A 16489-nucleotide genomic window follows, 5' to 3' on the forward strand; every position below is an offset into this window, starting at 1 on the left:
AAGCGGGGCCGCGAAACCCCGTAGTCCTTTGAAAAGGGGTTATGGATGAGCAAGCACGTTGTGGCCGTGAAAAAATACCAGGCGCCTTTTGATTCTGTGCGCGAAACCGTGGAGTTGTGCGACGGTCTGGCCAAGCTGCCCAAGGGCGCCAAGGTGGTCATCAAGCCCAATATCGTCTTCTGGACCACCGCCGTGCCCTTTCCCAAATGGGGCGTGATCACCACCAGCCGGGTCATCGAGGACATCGTCAAGATGCTCAAGGATCACGGGGCCAGCGAGATCACCATCGTCGAGGGCTCGGTGACCATGAACCCCAAGGAGTCGGCGCCCACCTCCGAACACGCCTTCGAGAGCCTGGGCTACAACGAGCTGGGCCGGCGCTACGGCGTCAAGGCCCATTCCATCTTCGCCCGGCCCTTCGAGAAGGTCGACCTGGGCGATGGCGTGGTGCTCAACTTCAACACCGACATCATCAACTGTGACTTTGTCGTCGACATCCCCGTCATGAAGACCCACGCCCAGACCCTGGTCAGCCTGGGCATCAAGAACCTCAAAGGCACCATCGACGTGGTCTCGCGCCGAGCCTGTCACAGCCCCGATCCCCAAAAAGACCTGCATTTCTGGGTGGCCCGCCTGTCCGACAAGATGCCGCCCCTGCTCAACCTGATCGACGGCCTCTACACCGCCGAGCGCGGTCCGTCCTTTGATGGCCGCATGCATCGCAGCGACCTGCTGGTGGCCTCCACCGACATCTTCAGCGCCGATAAAGTGGGCAGCACCCTCCTGGGCCACCAGCCGGCCGAGGTGCCCCACCTGGTCCACTACGCCAAGAACCACGGCCGGCCGCTGGATCTGTCCGACGTGGAGGTGGTGGGCGAAAGCGATCTGAGCGCCCTGGCCAAGCCCCACGAGGCCGTTTTCCCCTACACCGCCGATGGCTCGCTGCCCCTGCCCATGGCCAAGATGGGCGTCACGGGCCTATCGTACAAAAAATACGACACGACCATGTGCACCTATTGCTCGGGCATCAACGGCATCGTGCTTTCCTCGATCGCCATGGCCTGGAAGGGCCAGCCCTGGGACGACGTGGAAGTGCTCACCGGCAAGACCATGGAGCCCACCCCCGGCAAGAAGCACACCATTTTGCTGGGCAAGTGCATCTACCAGGCCCACAAGGACAACCCCAACATCCAGCACATGGTGGCCATCAAGAGCTGCCCGCCCAAGCCCGAACAGATCGTCGAGGCCCTGCACAGCGTTGGCGTCAATGTCGATGAAAATATCTTCAAAAACGCCAATAAGATGCCCGGTTTCTTCATGAATCGCTATAAGGACAAGCCCGAGTTCGAGGAAGCCCACTTCCAGGTGAAATAGGCGGCGCACGATGATAAACGACAAAGTCTTCGTCATCGGCGCGGGCTTCATGGGCGGAGGCATCGCCCAGGTCTGCGCCCAGGCCGGTTGCCAGGTGTGGCTGATGGATCAGAGCTCGGCGGCCCTGCAAAAGGCCCAGGCCGGCATGGCCGCCTCGCTGGGGCGGCTGCACGCCAAGGGGCTGGTGAGTGACGCGCCCGCGGCCGTCCTGGCCCGTGTGACTGACTGCGACGACCTGGCCCCGGCCGCCGAGGCCGACTGGGTCATCGAGGTCGTGCCCGAGAGCGAAAAGCTCAAGCTGGCCATCTTTGCCCAGGTCGACGCCATCGCGCCGGAGCGGGCCATTCTGGCCAGCAACACCTCGTCGATCCCCATCACCAGGCTGGCCGCGGCCACCAAGCGGCCACAGCGTTTCGTGGGCCTGCACTTTTTTGGCCCGGTGCCGCTGATGAAGCTGGTGGAGGTGGTGCGCGGCGCGCAAACCAGCGAGCAGACCATGGAGGCGGCCACGGCTTTTTGCCGGGCCCTGGGCCAGACGCCGGTGCGCGTGCGCCAGGACATCCCGGGCTTTGTGATGAACCGCATCTTCGCGGCGGCCTTTGCCGAGGCCCTCAAGCTGGTCGACGATGGCGTGGTCACGCCATGGGAGGCCGACATCGGCATGCGGCTGGGTTATGGCTGGAGCGCCGGTCCTTTTGAGATCGCCGACAACGCCGGCCTGGACGTGCATCTGCTGGTCAGCGAGTTTTTCAAATCGGTGGGCGAGGAGCGCATCAAGGAGCACTCGGACCTGGTGCGGCGCATGGTGGCCCAAGGCAAGCTGGGCCGCAAGAGCGGCGAGGGTTTTTATCGATACGACGCCGCCGGCAAGCGCCTGATTCCCCAAGACTGACGCTCAAGCAAAACACGCCCCCGCCGGCCCATGCGGAGAGTGCTGCACGGGGCATCCTGCCCCGTGCAGCATCGGCTTGGCAAAAGCGCGGTTTTGCCAAGCCTCACAAATCGCTCGCCTAATCAGGCTCGCGATTTGGCGCGCCGTCCATGGCGCGCTTCGGCTGCTGCACGGTAGAATTCATGTTTCACAGGTTATTATCTGTTTTTACAACATTTGTTATGTTTCACCGTGCAGCGGCCTCATGCGAAGCCGGTGGGGTTTGTTTTTTGCCTGGCATGAAAAAACCCCGGCGCGGGGCCGGGGTGGTGGGGCTTGGCGAGAGTTTCAGCGCCAGTGTTTTTTGCGCTTGTAGCGCTGGAAGCCCTTGACCGAGACCTCGCTTTTGACGCCCAGGTAAAACTCCTGCACGTCCTTGTCGGCCATCAGCGCCTCGGGCGTGCCGTCGAGCACGAAGCGCCCGTTTTCCATGACATAGCCCCGGTGACAAACAGAAAGGGCCATGTTGGCGTTTTGCTCGACCAAGAGGATGGTCGTGCCGGCCTCTTGGTTGATCTGCTTGATGGTGGCGAAGATTTCCTTGGTCAGCAGCGGGCTCAGGCCCAGGGACGGCTCGTCGAGGAACAGGATGCGCGGGTGCATCATCAGCGCCCGGGCGATGGCCACCATCTGTTGCTCGCCGCCCGAGAGCGTGCCGGCAAGCTGCTTGATGCGCTCCTTGAGCCGGGGAAAGAGCGTGAATATCCACTCGATGTCTTTTTTGGCCTCGGCGCTGGAGCGGGTGTAGGCGCCCATCTGCAGGTTTTCCAGGACGGTCAGCTCGTTGAACACCTCGCGGCCTTCGGGCACGAAGGCCAGGCCCATGCGCACGATGTCCTCGGTGTCTTTTCTGTCGATGCGCTTGCCGTCGAGCTCGATGGTGCCCTTGTCGGGCTGATCGTCGAGCATGCCCATGATCGTCTTGATCAGGGTGGATTTGCCCGCGCCGTTGGAGCCCAGGATGGCCGTGATCTTGTGCTCTTCCAGTTGCAGCGAAACGCCGCGCAGGGCCATGATCAGGCCATAGAGGGTTTCGATGTTCTTGACCTCAAGCATGTTGCCCTCCCGCCTGGGCGGCAGCCTGTTCGTCGCCGATGTAAGCCGCCAACACATCTGGATTTTTCTGCACTTCATCGGGCGCGCCATAGGCGATGGGCTTGCCGTAGTTGAGCACCATGACCTTGTCGCTGATCTCCATGACCACGCGCATGTCGTGCTCGATGATCAAGAGGGTCACGCCGAACTGGTCCTTGATGTCCTGGAGCCAGAACAGCAGGTCTTGTTTCTCCTCCAGGTTCATGCCGGCCACGGGCTCGTCCAGCAGCAGCAACTCCGGCTCGGTGGCCAGGGCCCGGCCCAGCTCGACGACCTTTTGCGTGCCATAGGGCAGCCCGCCCACGAAACGGTTGCGGGCCGATTGCAGGTCGAGGAAATCGATGATCCGTTCGACGCGCGCGCGGTGGTCGATCTCCAGGCGGCAGGCTTTGGAGCCGCGGCGCCACCAGGTGCAGCTGGCCCATAGGCCGGTTTTCATGTGCATGTGGCGGCCCAGCATCAAGTTTTCCAGGGTGGTCATGTTGTTGAACAACTCGATGTTCTGGAAGGTGCGGCCCACGCCCAGATTGGCGATTTGGTGAGGCTTTTTGTCGGTGAGCCGCTGGCCTTTGAAGACGACCTCGCCGCTGCTGGGCTTGTAGAGGCCGGAGATGCAGTTGAACAGGGTGGTCTTGCCCGCGCCGTTGGGGCCGATGACCGCGGTGGTCGAACCCTTTTCGACGCTGAGCGAGACGTTGTCCAAGGCGGTCAGACCGCCGAAAACCATTGACAGGTTTTTGATTTCGAATATCGGCATGGGGCCTCGTCGTGGGTTTGGGCGGCCGGAGCCGGGCCTGCCCTGTTGCCGTTTTATTCACGTCCGCCGGCCACGGGGGCGCTGACGGGCGAGAAGGATCTCATTCTCTGGGCGCGGTCGGCTTTGACCTGGCGGCCGCCGAGCCTTTGCGGCAATCGGCTTTGGCCCCGGGCGACAAGGCCCGGTCCACCGCCCAAGTAAGGGCGATCAAACCCAGGGAAACCAGCGGCAGGAGCGCTTGCGTCAAAGCGTATTTCATTAAATGCCTCCCGTGATCGCCGTGGCGTTCAGGCCGCCCGGACTGATTACGATCAAACCTTGCGCACGTAATGCTTGGCGAACAAGCCGCTGGGCTTGACGCAGAGGATCAAGACGATCACGCCAAAGGCGACCACGCTTTTGAACTCGACCGAGACATAGCCGCCAAAGAGGTTTTCCAGCACGCCCAGGATGAATCCGCCGACCACCGGGCCGACCAAGGAGGTCATGCCGCCCAGCACCGCCGCCGAGAAGCCCTTGAGCTGGGGCGTCCACATCAGGTTGGGGTCCAGGGTGTCGGTGGAGGCGATCAGGAAGGCCGCCGCCGCGCCGATCACCGAACTGATGCCCCAGGTCATCATCAGGATGCGGTTGACCCGGATGCCCATCAAGCGCGCCACCGGGGCGTTCTGCTGGGTGGCCTTCATGGCCACGCCGGCCTTGGTGTAGCGAAAGAACAGAAACAGCGCCAGCATCAAGACGATGGCCACGACCATGGTCACCAGGTTCAAGTCGCTGATCACCACGCCGCCGCCCAGGTCGTGGACGTCGAAGTCGCTGACCGGGAAGGGGAAGTCCTTCTGGTCGGCGCCCCATTTCCACGAGGCCAGGCCGTAGATGATCATCTGCAGGCCCAGGGTGATGATGACCATGCCCAGGACATTGGGGTTTTTGGCCCGCCGCAGGAAGGCGTACTCCATGAACGCGCCCAGCAAAAAGGCGAAGACGATGGCCGCCGAAAAGGAGATGAAAAAGCCATAGCCCATGTTTTCGAGCAGGGAATAGGAGACAAAGGCGCTGAGCATGGCCATGTCGCCTTGGGCGAAGTTGAGCACCTCGCTGGTTTTGTAGATTATGACCATGGCCAAGGCCATGAGCGCGTAGGTTGCGCCGATGGCGATTCCACTGACTAGGAGCTGGCCGAGCATATTTCCTCCACTGTCCAAACAGGTTGCGTGCGTTGGTTAAAACGGCCAGGTGCGCCAGTAGATTTTGGTTCTGATCCAGAAACCGTAAAGCCCCAGCGGCTCGAAGATGACGATCAGCACCATGATCAGGCCGAAGATCACGAACTGCACGTTGGGCAGGCCGTTGATGGACAAAAATTGCTGGCTCAGCTCCATCAGGGCGTGGCCGATGACCGGCAGCTCGCTGATCTGGGCCAACTCCTGCCCCAGATAGGTGATGAGAACCGCGCCCATCACCGAACCAAGGATCGAGCCCAGGCCGCCGACGACGACCATGGACAAAAACAGCACCGAGGTCATCAGGTTGAAGGTGTGGGGGTTGATGAAGCCCAACACGAAGGCCATCAGGCCGCCGGCGATGCCGGTGAAGAAGGCGCTGACGGCGAAGGCCAGGGTTTTGTAGTAGGTGATGTTGACGCCGATGCACTCGGCGGCGATCTCGCTGTCGCGGATGGCCACGAAGGCCCGGCCGACCCTGGTCTTGATCAGGTTGCGCATGGCCAGGGCCATGATCACGGCGATGGGCATGATCACGGCGTAGCGCGCGGCGTCGGATGTGGCCGTCCAACCGAATATCTCCAACGGCGGGGCCTGGATGCCCATGTGCCCGCCAAAGTATTCGATGCGGCCCAGGATCTGGGTGATGGTCAGGCCAAAGCCCAGGGTGGCGATGGCCAGATAGGGCCCTTCCAGCCTGAGGGCCGGCAGGCCCAGCAAAAAGCCGAACAACGCCGACAGCAGGCCGGCCAGGGGCAGGGCCACCACAAAGGGCAGGCCCAGCTTGATCATCATCACCAGCGTGCCGTAGGCGCCAATGGCGAAAAAGCCGGCGTGGCCCAGACTGATCTGGCCGGTGTAGCCCACCAGCAGATTCAGGCCCAGGGCTACGATGACGTTGATGGCCATCTGGTTGACCGTATAGATTTGATACGAATCGCCGAACAATGGAAACACGCCCAGGGCCACGATGAGGGCAATGAACCAAAACCATTGCGCGCCGCTGTCCAAAAGGCGTAAATCCTCGTAGTAGTCACGTTTCATTTCCATAGGCGCGTTTCCTCCACCAGTTGCATTTTCACTGGCTACAAACCGTTTTGGTTGACTCCGCGGGGCGGTTGTTGGCCCAAACTCTCCCGCGGCTTGCTGTCGATGACTTTGTCGGGGGGGCTAGGCGACGAGTCCCGCCACCACTGCCGCGTACGCCGCGGCCAGGGGTGAATGCATGGCTCGATGGCCACCCGGCATGCACTGCCTGCTCCAGCCTGTCGCCGGGAAGGTCCAGCACTGGTCCTGTTTGAACGCAAACGGCCAAAAACACGGTCGGTTGATCCTCTCTAGATGCATTGAACAGGCGCCATGGCGCTGTTTGGCCTATGCCCCGCGGCGGTGGCGCGCCGCGATTAAGAGCATGCTAGCCTACCGCATCTTTGATATTCAACCGAAAATTCCGTATGGGCTGCTTTGTTTGGCTAAAAAGTGCGGCAAGGAGGCATATTGTGCTAAAAATTACTAGCGAGGCTTTATGACGGCGGGTTTTTTTGAGTGCGCTATTTGGAACAAAGTTTAACTAAAACCATTTGACGGCGTCAACCCCATAGCGAGCGACCCGGAATTGTGAAAAAATCACAATTGTGCAAAAACCGCTTGCAATTATTCCCAGGCGATGACTATCTTTAGGGTAATCAGGAGAGTAAAAGGCTTCTCTTGAGCAACATGGCGTTTTCGTTGAATAAACAATCTAGGACTTTGGGTAGTTGCCATGAGAAAGACAGCCCTAATCATAATCGCCGTCATGGCGGCGCTCACGATGGCCTCTTCGGCCCTGGCCTCGACTATCGAAATCAGCTATGAGCTTGGCTACACCGCCAAGGTCAAGGTGCGTAACAACGTCAACCAGGGCTGGAAGGACAAGGAAGCCTACACCGCCGAGTTCGACGTGACCATGAACGGCCAATCGGGCTACACCGGCTATTGCGTCGATATCTTCCAAAACGCCTCCAGCGGCGTTTTCACCGATATCGCCCAGTCCGACTTCGGCCTGGAATACAAGCGCGCCGCCTATCTGATGGACCAATACGCCATGGGCCTCAACGACGACGAGCCCGTGGATGGCTATTCGCGCAAGGCCACCATCACCGCCCTGTCGGCGGCGATCTGGGAGGTAACCCACACTGGCATGCACGTGGGCCGGCCCGACCGGTTCGACCAGTTCACCTTCTGGTACTCCAACACCGACACCTGGAACGTAAACCTGCTCTACGCGTCCATGATCAACGACGTCATGACCCAGGATCTGAGCAACTACGTCTTCCAGAACACCTACACCGTGGTGACCAACGATCAGTTGCAGAACCTGATCGTGGCCACGGCCAACCAGAGCAGCAACACCCCCGAGCCGGCCAGCCTGGTGCTGCTGGGCTCGGCCCTGGGCCTGGGCGGCTTGGCCCTGCGCCGTCGCCGGAGCTGATCTGGCCCTCGCTTGAACGCCGCGCCCCGGCGGATCACTCCGTCGGGGCGTTTTTTTGCGCCGTGGCCATGGCGCGAGCACAAAAAACGCGGCCCGTTTCCGAGCCGCGTCGTTTTGCTTGTGGTGCCGAAGGGGAGAGCCGTAAAGATGTAGTGAAACCAATAACTTATCGTGCGTGAAACAGTGGTTTTTGACCATCAAAACACACCCCCCGCGCACCCTGGAGCACACACTTTCACCAATTTGCACAGCACGCGAGTATAGCCAAACCGCCCCGCCCACGGGGGCGGTTTTTTTCAAAAAGTGCCCACGGCGGCTTGACAAGTATGGGTTACATGTGTATTCTATGGGCAGGTTACACGTGTAACGGCGAGGCAAGGCGTGGACGAACGAATTCATATGTTGGCGCGACTTTTCACCGAACAGGCGACAGAGCCGATGTTCACCACCGCCGACGTGTCATCGGTGGTGGGCGTGCCGGCCGGAACCATCCGGCAGTGGATCAATCGGCGGCACCTGGAAACAGACCGGCCCGGCGTGGGCCGGTCCATGCTGTTTTCGGCGTACGACTTGCTGAAGCTGGCCGGTTTTGCCGAGCTTTCGCGGCTGGGGTTCCAGCCGGGCCGGTTTGCACAAGACACGGCTGACATAATCGAGTCAGGCGCGGCGAAGAAAATCCTTGAGCTGGCTGGTGTTTTTGGCCCTTGGCGCGAGGACATGATTCCGCTGTATCGATATCTTGTTGTTTTCTGGGCCGATTCATCGTCGGGCCTGTCATGGTCTCTCAATAACGAGCCCGCGCCGCCGGGCCATGATCCGCTTGATCGTTTCAGACCCGCCGCGTGGGCGGCGGTTGACTGCTGGGCGCTCGCACTTCGCACGCTGGACGCCCTGGACCGAAAAATCAAGGAGGCCATCGGTGAGTGAAACCCCACAACCCCAACCCCAGCCAGACGCCGACTTGGCCGGGCTGCTTCGGCGGATCAGGCAAGAGAAACCCCTGGAGTATCGCCACCTTGTGGCGCTGATCAGGACCATGGCAAAAAGCGACAACTAGCTTTTCAACCGGCCGCGCCCGCCTGGGCTCCGCCTTACCAACGACACAAGACCACCCCGCCGATAAAGGGCTCGTCTTCGAAGGAGACGAGCCTATGTCTTTTAAAATCCACGAGTTACGGGAAAAGCGGGCCGCGCTGGTGGCCGAAATGCGGTCGTTGACCGAGCGGCCCGAGGGCCAGGGCGGCGACCTGAGCGACGGCCAGGAGCGGCGCTTTGCCGAGGCCAAGGCCGAGGTGGCCGCCCTGGAGCGTCAGATCGAGCGCCAAGCCTTTCTGGATGAAGCGGACCGCCGGGCGGCTGGCGTGCCGGTGGCTGGCGGTGACGATCGGCTGGCGGTCGAGTGCCGGCGCGTGTCTGTCCTGGACGCCATCGCTCTGGCCTGCGACTTGCCCGGCCGCGACGTCGGCCGGATTCGCGAACTCCAGCCGGAGCTGGCCAAGCGGGCCGGCCTACCCATCCAGGGCGTGGCCTTGCCCCTGGAGTCCATGCAGGAACGGCGCACCATCACCACCGCCGCGCCCGAGGCCGGCGCTGGCGGCCATCTGATCGGGACCGATCACCGGCCGGATCAGTTCGTTGACCTGCTGCGTGACGCCAACCCGCTGACCCGCCTGGGCGTGCGCAACGTCCAGGGGCTGGTGGGCGACGTGGCCATTCCGCGCCAGATCGGCGCGGCCACAGCCTACTGGGTTGGCGAGGGCGAAACGATCACCCCCAGCGACCTGGCTTTCGGCCAGATCAGGATGAGCCCAAAAATAGTGGCCGCCATGGCCGGTTGGTCCCGGTCCATGGTGCTACAGGCCACGCCAGACATTGACGCCATCGCCCGCCGTGACCTTGCTGACCGCCTGGGCCGCGCCCTGGCCATGGCCACCATCAAGGGCGGCGGGGCCAACGAGCCGACGGGCGTTATCGGCACGTCGGGCCTTGGTACCGTGGACATTTCCGGCGGCCTGACCTGGGCCAAGGTGCTGGAGTTCGTGGAAAAAATCGAGCTGGCCAACGCCAGCGCGGGAGGCTGGCTGACCACGCCGAGCATGGTCAAGGCCCTGCGTTCCGCGCCCAAGGAGGTCGACGGTTCCGACGTCGCGGTGTCGGCCGATTACCTGATGGACGGGCCGGCCGCCCTGGCGGGCTATCCGCTGGTGTCGTCCAACCTGGCCCCGGCCACGCTTGGCTCGGGCGGCAACGAGCACGCCCTGCTCTTCGGCGACTGGTCCGACGTCCTGATCGGAAGCTGGGGCGTGCTGGACATTTTGGCCAACCCCTACGCTACCGGTGCCTACGAAAAAGGTCTGATTTTGGTCCGGGCAATGTTGCACTGCGACGTGGCCATCCGCCACGCCGAAAGCTTTGTGCTGGGCCGTTTGGCCGTCGGCGCTTAGCGCTCAACGCCCTGGGGCCGGCTGCGGCTGGCTCCAGGGCTTCGGAGGAACCATGAAGAACCACGAGTTCAGATCGGCGGCGGAATTTCGGGCCACGGGCCGACGGCTGGAGGGTTACGCGGCGGTGTTCGATCGCGAGGCCCGGATTGCCGACTTCACCGAGGTGGTCCGGCCGGGCGCTTTTGCCGATTCCTTGGCGGGCGACGTCCTGGCGCTGGTCGATCACGACACCAGCCGGCTGCTGGCCCGGACGCGAAGCGGAACCCTGCGCCTGGCGGAAGATTCGCGGGGCTTGGCCTTCAGCCTGGACTTGCCTGACACCAGCCTGGGCCGTGACGTGTTGGCCCTGGCCGAGCGGGGCGACTTGGGCGGTTGCAGCTTCGCATTCACCGTGCCGGCCGGTGGCGAGACCTGGCGCGGCGACCGGCGGGAACTGCGCCGCGTCAACCTGCACGAAATTTCGATCGTGGCGGCCTGGCCGGCCTACGACGGCACCACGGTTCAGGCCCGCTCGCGGTGCCTTCGCCTGGCTTGCGCAAGGCGATGGTTGGAGACTGTCCGATGAAACTACCTTGGCGTAAAAATCAAGAAAAACGGGCGATTGACCCAAGTTGGGCGGCGGTGTCAATGAGCCCGGCGGCCCTGGCCGTGGACGCTCGGGCGGCTGAGCAAATCGCGACCGTGACCGCCTGCGTGGAGCTGGTCGCGGGCTCCCTGGGCTCGTTGCCGTGCCGCGTCTACAAGCAAAGCGCGGCCGGCCTGGCGGAGGACGAAGCACACCCGCTGGCCCGAATGCAACGGAGCGGCCCCAACGACCACCAGACATGGCCCGAACTCTGGGGCGCGGCGGTGGCCGACATTTTGCTGCGCGGGAGCGCGCTTGTGGAAGTCGTCCGCGACGGGGGCGGTCGGCTGGCCGGTCTGCGCTGGTGGCCCTGGGGCCAAGTCGCCGTGGTGGTTCTGCCCGGCGGCCGCGTGGCCTACGACGTGACAGATTCGTTGGGCCTGCATGGCCCTGCTGGTGCCCGCCGGCGGCTGTTGGGCGATGAAGTCATGCACCTGCGGGACCGCTCCGACGACGGCCTTATCGGTCGGTCGAGGCTCAGCCGGGCCGCCGGGGCGGTGTCGGCCGCCCTGGAAACGCAAAACTGCGAGCTGTTCACGCCAACCGGGCCGCGCCTTCCGGCGTGGTTGAAGCCGAGGGCAAGCTGTCGCCAGAGAGCTGGGACGCACTGAAGCTTCGTTTGCGGGAGACTCATCAAGGCGTTGAAAATTCTGGCAAAATCATGGTGTTCGATCAGGGCCTGAGGTACAAGCCTATTTCGATTAGCCCCGAGGACGCCGAACTTTTGGCCAGCCGGCGCTTCGCCACCGAAGAGCTGGCGCGCATTTTCCAGGTGCCACCGCCGCTCGTGGGTATCTGGGACCACAGCTCTTTCACCAACTCCGAAACCGCCGGCCGCTGGTTCGCCACGCACACCCTGCGCCCGTGGTGTCGCCGACTTGAGGCGGCCATCATGCGTGGCTGCTTCAGCTCCGAGGCCCAGCGGGCCTATCGCGTCGAGTTCGACCTGTCCGACTTCCTGAAAGGCGACGACAAAACCCGATGGGCAAGTTACGAAATTGCCTTGCGGAACAAGGTGCTGACGCCGAACGAAATTCGCGAGTTGGAGGGCTGGAACCCGCGCCCCGGCGGCGACGGCTGGGGCGAAGAGGTGGCGGAATGACGGGAAGGCTTTACTTGCGAGTCGCCGAGGCGGCCGCCGCGTGCGGCGTGTCGAAGCGGACGCTGTGGAGCTGGGTAGGCCAGGGCCTGCCTGCCTTCAAGGTGGGCGGCGTGACGTTGGTGTCGCCAGATAAGCTGCGGGAATGGCTAGAAAATCACGCGGTGGACCACGGCCAAACCGACAAAATCGTTGACGAGGTTCTGTCGGGGCTGGGCCGAAATTGAACGGGGCCTTTTGGTGCGCCAACACCAGCGGCCCCACAGATCAAAACGAAAGGATAACAATATGATAGCCGAACGCTGGGCAAAAGTCAAGCGTTTTTTTGGCCGCCTGCGCCGCCGGTGGCTGGAGCGGGCCGTCGATCGGCCCTTTGACCGCCAGGCCAGCCTGGCCTTGGATCGGCTGCTGGTCAAGGAGGGCGAGCGATGATTGAGGCCGCGCAAAGATACGCCAGCCTGGGCTGGGCGGCGATCCCCGTGGGCGCAGACAAGCGCCCCCTTCGCCCGTGGGCCGAATACCAGACCCGCCGGCCCGAGGCCGGCGAACTCGCCGACTGGTTTGGCAAACCCGGCGCGATGGTAGGTGTTGTGACGGGAAAGGTTAGCAATCTGCTTGTCGTTGACGCCGACAATTCCGAGGCGATTAGTCGTGCTGAGGCCCTTTTGCCCGATGGGCTGGAGCTGCCCATTGCCACCACGCCACGGGGGCGACATTACTATTTTGCCCACCGCGAGGGTATGAAAAACGCCGTGGGCGTCATGCCCGCCGTGGACGTGCGCGCCGAGGGCGGATACGTCGTGGCCCCGCCGGGGCCAGGCCGTGAATGGCTGGTCGCCCCCTGGGATTGCGCACCACCGGAATTACCTGCGCAACTCGAAGACGTGGTGCGGGCGCGGGCCAAGGAAAGGATGCTTGCGGGTGTCAAGGTGGACCCTGGGGCAAATTTGCCCCAGGGTGAGCGCGCCCCCTGTTCCCGCTACGGGCGACACGCCCTGGCCGATGAACTGACAAAAATCGCACTGGCTGGCCAGGGGGGGCGAAACCGGCAAATCAACGATTCTTCCTTCGCCGTGGGACAGCTTGTGGGGGCCGGCCTGCTGGCCGAGGATGGAGTCAGGGCCGCTTTGATCGGGGCCGGCCTGGCCCTGGGACTCGGCCAGCGCGAAGTGGCGGCCACGGTGGCGTCGGGGCTGGCCGCCGGGATCAGGGAACCCCGAAATGTGGACAATGTGGACAATGTGGACATTGTGGACACCTGTGGACAGGTGTGGACAGGTGTGGACAGGTGTGGACACCTGTGGACAGGTGTGGACACCTGTGGACAGGATATGGCCCAGCGTGGACGGGGTGATTCCGTTAGATTCGGCGGAAACCTTGCGGCTGAAATCAGCGAATGGGTAGCAAATTCAACAGGTTCGTTCACGACGGCCGACGTTGACCGGGAGTTCGGACTAGTCGATCGGCGCGACCGAAAAAACCGGTCGATGGTCCTGACACGCCTTATAGAAGAAAAGAAGATTAAGAGAGATCCCCGCCAGGCGGGGCGGTTCCATATTTTGGCTAGCCATTTGGAGTTCGTTGACCTGGCCAGCACAGACGGCCAGCCATTTGGGCTGGCATTGCCCCTGGGCCTTGACCAGATGGTGAGCCTCCCCCCCAAGTCGATCGTTGTGCTGGCCGGCCAGACCAATGCAGGAAAAACGGCCCTGGCGCTCAACATCCTGCGCGACAACATCGGCCGCCAGGAGTTGCTTTATTGCATGTCGGAGATGGGGCCACAAGAGTATCGCCAGCGCGTTGGGGCTTTCGGCGACCCCCTTGACCATTGGCGAGCCGTCCGCGCCGCGTCTCTCGCCAGCGGCTTTGACGACGCCATCGCCGCCCACAACCGCGACGGGTTGACCGTCGTCGACTACCTTGAGGAGCGGGACGGCGAATACTTCAAGATTGCTTCCGATATTAGGGGCGTCTATGACGCGCTGGGCAACGGCGTTGCATTCGTCTGCCTGCAAAAAAAAACCGGCGCAACCTTTGGGCGCGGCGGCGAGGCGACGGCTGAGAAAAGCCGCCTTTACATGGCATTGGACGTGCTAACTCACGCCCGAGGCCGCACAGTGTGCGCCCTGAAAATTGTCAAAGCCAAAGCCTACCCCGGCCGCAACCCAAACGGTCTGGAGCGGCACTTTGTGATACACCACGGCTGGCGCTTGGAGCCCGTATCTGATTGGGTGCGACTGGACGACCGCGAGCGGGCCGCCTACGCCACGAAGTACGAGGCGACACTCGGGAGGGCCGCGTAATGTCTGACTGGCCATACTCAACATCTCGCTGGCGGCGCTTGCGGCTTCAGGTTCTTCGAAGCGAACCATTGTGCCGGGAATGCCGGCGGGCCGGGAAGATCGTCGCCGCAACCGACGTCGATCACATCAAGCCTGTTGCCTATGGGGGAATGCCCTGTGATTGCAATAACTTGCAACCGCTCTGTCACTCTTGCCATTCCAAAAAAACCAACGCCCAAGACGGCGGCGGTTGGCAACGCAAGCATGACAGGGCGGTTGACGCGGCCACTGGCTGGCCGCTGGGCAAGGACCATTGGTGGAACGGCGACGGGGCCGTCGGGGAAAAATCTCTGGGGGCTGACGCACACAGACCGGTGTGCCCCATCGCAGAAGAGAGTTAGTTAGCATGGGCCGACGTGGACCAAAAGCCGGGCCGCTGAAAACGGCCGACACGCCCCGCGAAATTGGCGCGCATTGCTTTCTTTGGGAGCGGCCGGGGCTGAGCCGGGCGGCCCGCGTCATTATTTTCGTGGAGAGCCTGCCCATCACCAGCGGCATGCATGCGGGCCGGCGCTTCCGGCTGCGCCCCTGGCAAAAGCGGATTGTGCGAGCGCTCTACCGGACGCGGGGCGGTCGGCGCGTGGTGCGCAAAGCCTTGCTTACCCTGCCCCGCAAGAACGGCAAGACCGCCCTGGCGGCGGCCCTGGCCCTGGCGCACCTGATTGGGCCAGAAGCTGAACAGCGCGGCCAAGTCTATTCGGCGGCGGCCGACAGAGACCAAGCGTCAATCATCTTCGCGGAGATGGAAGCGGTGATCGGCGCTGTTCCCGAGTTCGCGGCCAGGTGTAACGTGCAACGCTTTCGAAAGGCCATCGAGGACGACGTGACGGGTTCGGTCTATCACGCCCTGTCCAGCGACGACCGCAAGGCCCATGGCTTGAGCCCAAGTTTCGTGGTCTACGACGAACTTGCCCAGGCGCGGACCCGGCATTTGTTTGACAACCTGGACACGGGCGCGGGCGCTAGGCGGGAGCCGCTCATGGTGGTGATCAGCACGCAATCCAGCGACCAACATCACGTCATGACCGAACTGGTGGACTATGGCCGCAAGTTGCTGGACGGCGTGATCGAGGACGAAACGTTTTTGCCGATCATCTACGCCGCGCCGCCGGATGCGGACCCCTGGAGCGAGGACGTTTGGCGGGCCTGCAATCCGGCGCTTGGCGACTTCCGGGCGCTCGAGGAAATGCGCCAGTTCGCGGCGCAAGCCAAGCGCATTCCGGCCAAGCAGGCGGTCTTTGAAAGCCTGTATCTGAACAGGCCAACGGAGGTTGACGGCCGGTTCATCGCCCAAGCCGACTGGAACGCCTGCGCCGGGCCGGTGGATGTTGAGGCTTTGCGTGGCCGGCCATGCTGGGCCGGGCTGGACCTGGGTTCCACCACGGACCTGACGGCGCTGGTGCTCTACTTCCCCGAGGACGGCGGCGCGGTGTTGCCCTTCTTTTGGGTTCCGGCCGAAAACCTGGATGAGCGAGAAGACAACGACCGCGTGCCATATCGGACCTGGGCCAGCCAAGGCTTGATCGAAACCACGCCTGGCCGGGCCATCGACCGACGGGCCATTGCCATGCGCCTTGCCGAGGTGGCTTCCAGGTTCGACCTGAAAGGCGTGGCCTACGACAGGTGGCGCGTCGAGGACTTGAAGGTGATCCTGGCGGATGAGGGCGTCGAGTTGCCGTTGACCCCGTGGGGCCAGGGCTTCAAGGACATGGCCCCGGCGGTGGACCTGCTGGAAGCTGGCATCCTGCAACGCCAAATAGCCCATGGCGGGCATCCTGTTTTGACGTGGTGCGCCAGTAACGTTGTGGTCGAAACGGACCCGGCGGGCGGGCGCAAGATAAGCAAGTCGCGGTCACGGGAAAAAGTTGACGGCATCGTGGCGCTGGTCATGGCCATGGGCCTGCATGCGCGGGCCGAAAAGCTGGTGGAATACGATTTTTCCCATCCCATGGTGATAAACTTATGACCATCATCACATATTGGCTATTTAGAACCACGGAGAGCTACCAGGGCACACGATCTTTAGTCGGGGCGTGTCCTTGGGCTTGCGGTTTAACTTTGAAGCGGATACGTTAAAAAAGTTATTCACCAAAAAAAAGAGCTTTTGGGGGCGTAACTGTTCGAGAAAA

At 62.6% G+C, this 16489-nt stretch carries 18 protein-coding genes; 14 read left to right on the forward strand and 4 right to left on the reverse strand.

The features are described from left to right. Nucleotides 1-45: 45 nt before the first annotated feature. Nucleotides 46-1374, forward strand: coding sequence for a DUF362 domain-containing protein (locus DEBA_RS08540; RefSeq protein ID WP_013258527.1), 1329 nt, complete (start codon nt 46-48; stop codon nt 1372-1374). Between the two features lie 10 nt (nt 1375-1384). Beyond that, nucleotides 1385-2266 (forward strand): 3-hydroxyacyl-CoA dehydrogenase family protein, encoded by an 882-nt coding sequence (locus DEBA_RS08545; protein WP_013258528.1) that lies wholly within the window; start codon nt 1385-1387, stop codon nt 2264-2266. A 327-nt stretch (nt 2267-2593) separates the two neighbouring features. On the opposite strand, the gene DEBA_RS08550 is transcribed toward DEBA_RS08545, so the two are convergent. The 4 genes from DEBA_RS08550 to DEBA_RS08565 all read right to left on the reverse strand — a co-directional run bounded on the left by DEBA_RS08550 (nt 2594) and on the right by DEBA_RS08565 (nt 6430). Then, nucleotides 2594-3361, reverse strand: a complete 768-nt coding sequence (locus DEBA_RS08550) for an ABC transporter ATP-binding protein (protein ID WP_013258529.1) — start codon at nt 3359-3361, stop codon at nt 2594-2596. Further along, the gene (locus tag DEBA_RS08555) at nt 3354-4157 is read right to left on the reverse strand and encodes an ABC transporter ATP-binding protein (protein ID WP_013258530.1); all 804 of its coding nucleotides are present in this window, start codon (nt 4155-4157) and stop codon (nt 3354-3356) included. The genes DEBA_RS08550 and DEBA_RS08555 overlap by 8 nt, the downstream gene beginning before the upstream one ends. Nucleotides 4158-4468: 311 nt before the next feature. Further along, nucleotides 4469-5344, reverse strand: a complete 876-nt coding sequence (locus tag DEBA_RS08560) for a branched-chain amino acid ABC transporter permease (RefSeq protein WP_013258532.1) — start codon at nt 5342-5344, stop codon at nt 4469-4471. A gap of 36 nt (nt 5345-5380) precedes the next feature. After that, on the reverse strand, nt 5381-6430 hold the full coding sequence (locus DEBA_RS08565) for a branched-chain amino acid ABC transporter permease (protein ID WP_013258533.1): 1050 nt from the start codon (nt 6428-6430) through the stop codon (nt 5381-5383). A gap of 760 nt (nt 6431-7190) precedes the next feature. Between DEBA_RS08565 and DEBA_RS08570 the strand changes: the two genes are divergently transcribed. The 12 genes from DEBA_RS08570 (at nt 7191) to DEBA_RS08605 (ending at nt 16326) form a co-directional block, all read left to right on the forward strand. Continuing rightward, entirely contained in the window at nt 7191-7850 is a 660-nt protein-coding gene (locus DEBA_RS08570; RefSeq protein ID WP_187288523.1) for a PEP-CTERM sorting domain-containing protein, read from the forward strand. 381 nt (nt 7851-8231) lie between these two features. Further along, nucleotides 8232-8777: a MerR family transcriptional regulator gene (locus tag DEBA_RS08575; RefSeq protein ID WP_148227825.1), complete on the forward strand. Its 546-nt coding sequence runs from the start codon at nt 8232-8234 to the stop codon at nt 8775-8777. After that, the gene (locus tag DEBA_RS18385) at nt 8770-8907 is read left to right on the forward strand and encodes a hypothetical protein (RefSeq protein WP_013258535.1); all 138 of its coding nucleotides are present in this window, start codon (nt 8770-8772) and stop codon (nt 8905-8907) included. The genes DEBA_RS08575 and DEBA_RS18385 overlap by 8 nt, the downstream gene beginning before the upstream one ends. Before the next feature lie 94 nt (nt 8908-9001). Continuing rightward, a complete protein-coding gene (locus DEBA_RS08580; RefSeq protein ID WP_013258536.1) occupies nt 9002-10294 on the forward strand; it encodes a phage major capsid protein in 1293 nt (430 codons plus the stop codon). A gap of 52 nt (nt 10295-10346) precedes the next feature. Continuing rightward, entirely contained in the window at nt 10347-10859 is a 513-nt protein-coding gene (locus tag DEBA_RS08585) for an HK97 family phage prohead protease (RefSeq protein ID WP_013258537.1), read from the forward strand. Nucleotides 10860-10921: 62 nt separating this feature from the next. Then, nucleotides 10922-11530, forward strand: a complete 609-nt coding sequence (locus tag DEBA_RS18890) for a phage portal protein (RefSeq protein WP_050762291.1) — start codon at nt 10922-10924, stop codon at nt 11528-11530. Next, nucleotides 11482-12021 carry a phage portal protein gene (locus DEBA_RS18895; RefSeq protein WP_187288524.1) on the forward strand — a complete coding sequence of 180 codons (540 nt, stop codon included), beginning with the start codon at nt 11482-11484 and terminating at the stop codon, nt 12019-12021. The genes DEBA_RS18890 and DEBA_RS18895 overlap by 49 nt, the downstream gene beginning before the upstream one ends. Continuing rightward, a complete protein-coding gene (locus tag DEBA_RS17720) occupies nt 12018-12245 on the forward strand; it encodes a helix-turn-helix domain-containing protein (protein ID WP_013258538.1) in 228 nt (75 codons plus the stop codon). Before DEBA_RS18895 ends, DEBA_RS17720 begins: the two co-directional genes overlap by 4 nt. Nucleotides 12246-12306: 61 nt before the next feature. Next, complete coding sequence (locus tag DEBA_RS18390; protein ID WP_013258539.1) at nt 12307-12450, forward strand: hypothetical protein; 144 nt, start codon at nt 12307-12309, stop codon at nt 12448-12450. Continuing rightward, nucleotides 12447-14321 (forward strand): bifunctional DNA primase/polymerase, encoded by a 1875-nt coding sequence (locus DEBA_RS17025; RefSeq protein ID WP_013258540.1) that lies wholly within the window; start codon nt 12447-12449, stop codon nt 14319-14321. Before DEBA_RS18390 ends, DEBA_RS17025 begins: the two co-directional genes overlap by 4 nt. Continuing rightward, the gene (locus tag DEBA_RS17725) at nt 14321-14701 is read left to right on the forward strand and encodes an HNH endonuclease (RefSeq protein WP_013258541.1); all 381 of its coding nucleotides are present in this window, start codon (nt 14321-14323) and stop codon (nt 14699-14701) included. Before DEBA_RS17025 ends, DEBA_RS17725 begins: the two co-directional genes overlap by 1 nt. Before the next feature lie 5 nt (nt 14702-14706). Further along, nucleotides 14707-16326, forward strand: coding sequence for a terminase large subunit (locus DEBA_RS08605; RefSeq protein ID WP_013258542.1), 1620 nt, complete (start codon nt 14707-14709; stop codon nt 16324-16326). Nucleotides 16327-16489: the final 163 nt, after the last annotated feature.

Source organism: Desulfarculus baarsii DSM 2075, assembly GCF_000143965.1.
GTDB lineage: Bacteria > Desulfobacterota > Desulfarculia > Desulfarculales > Desulfarculaceae > Desulfarculus > Desulfarculus baarsii.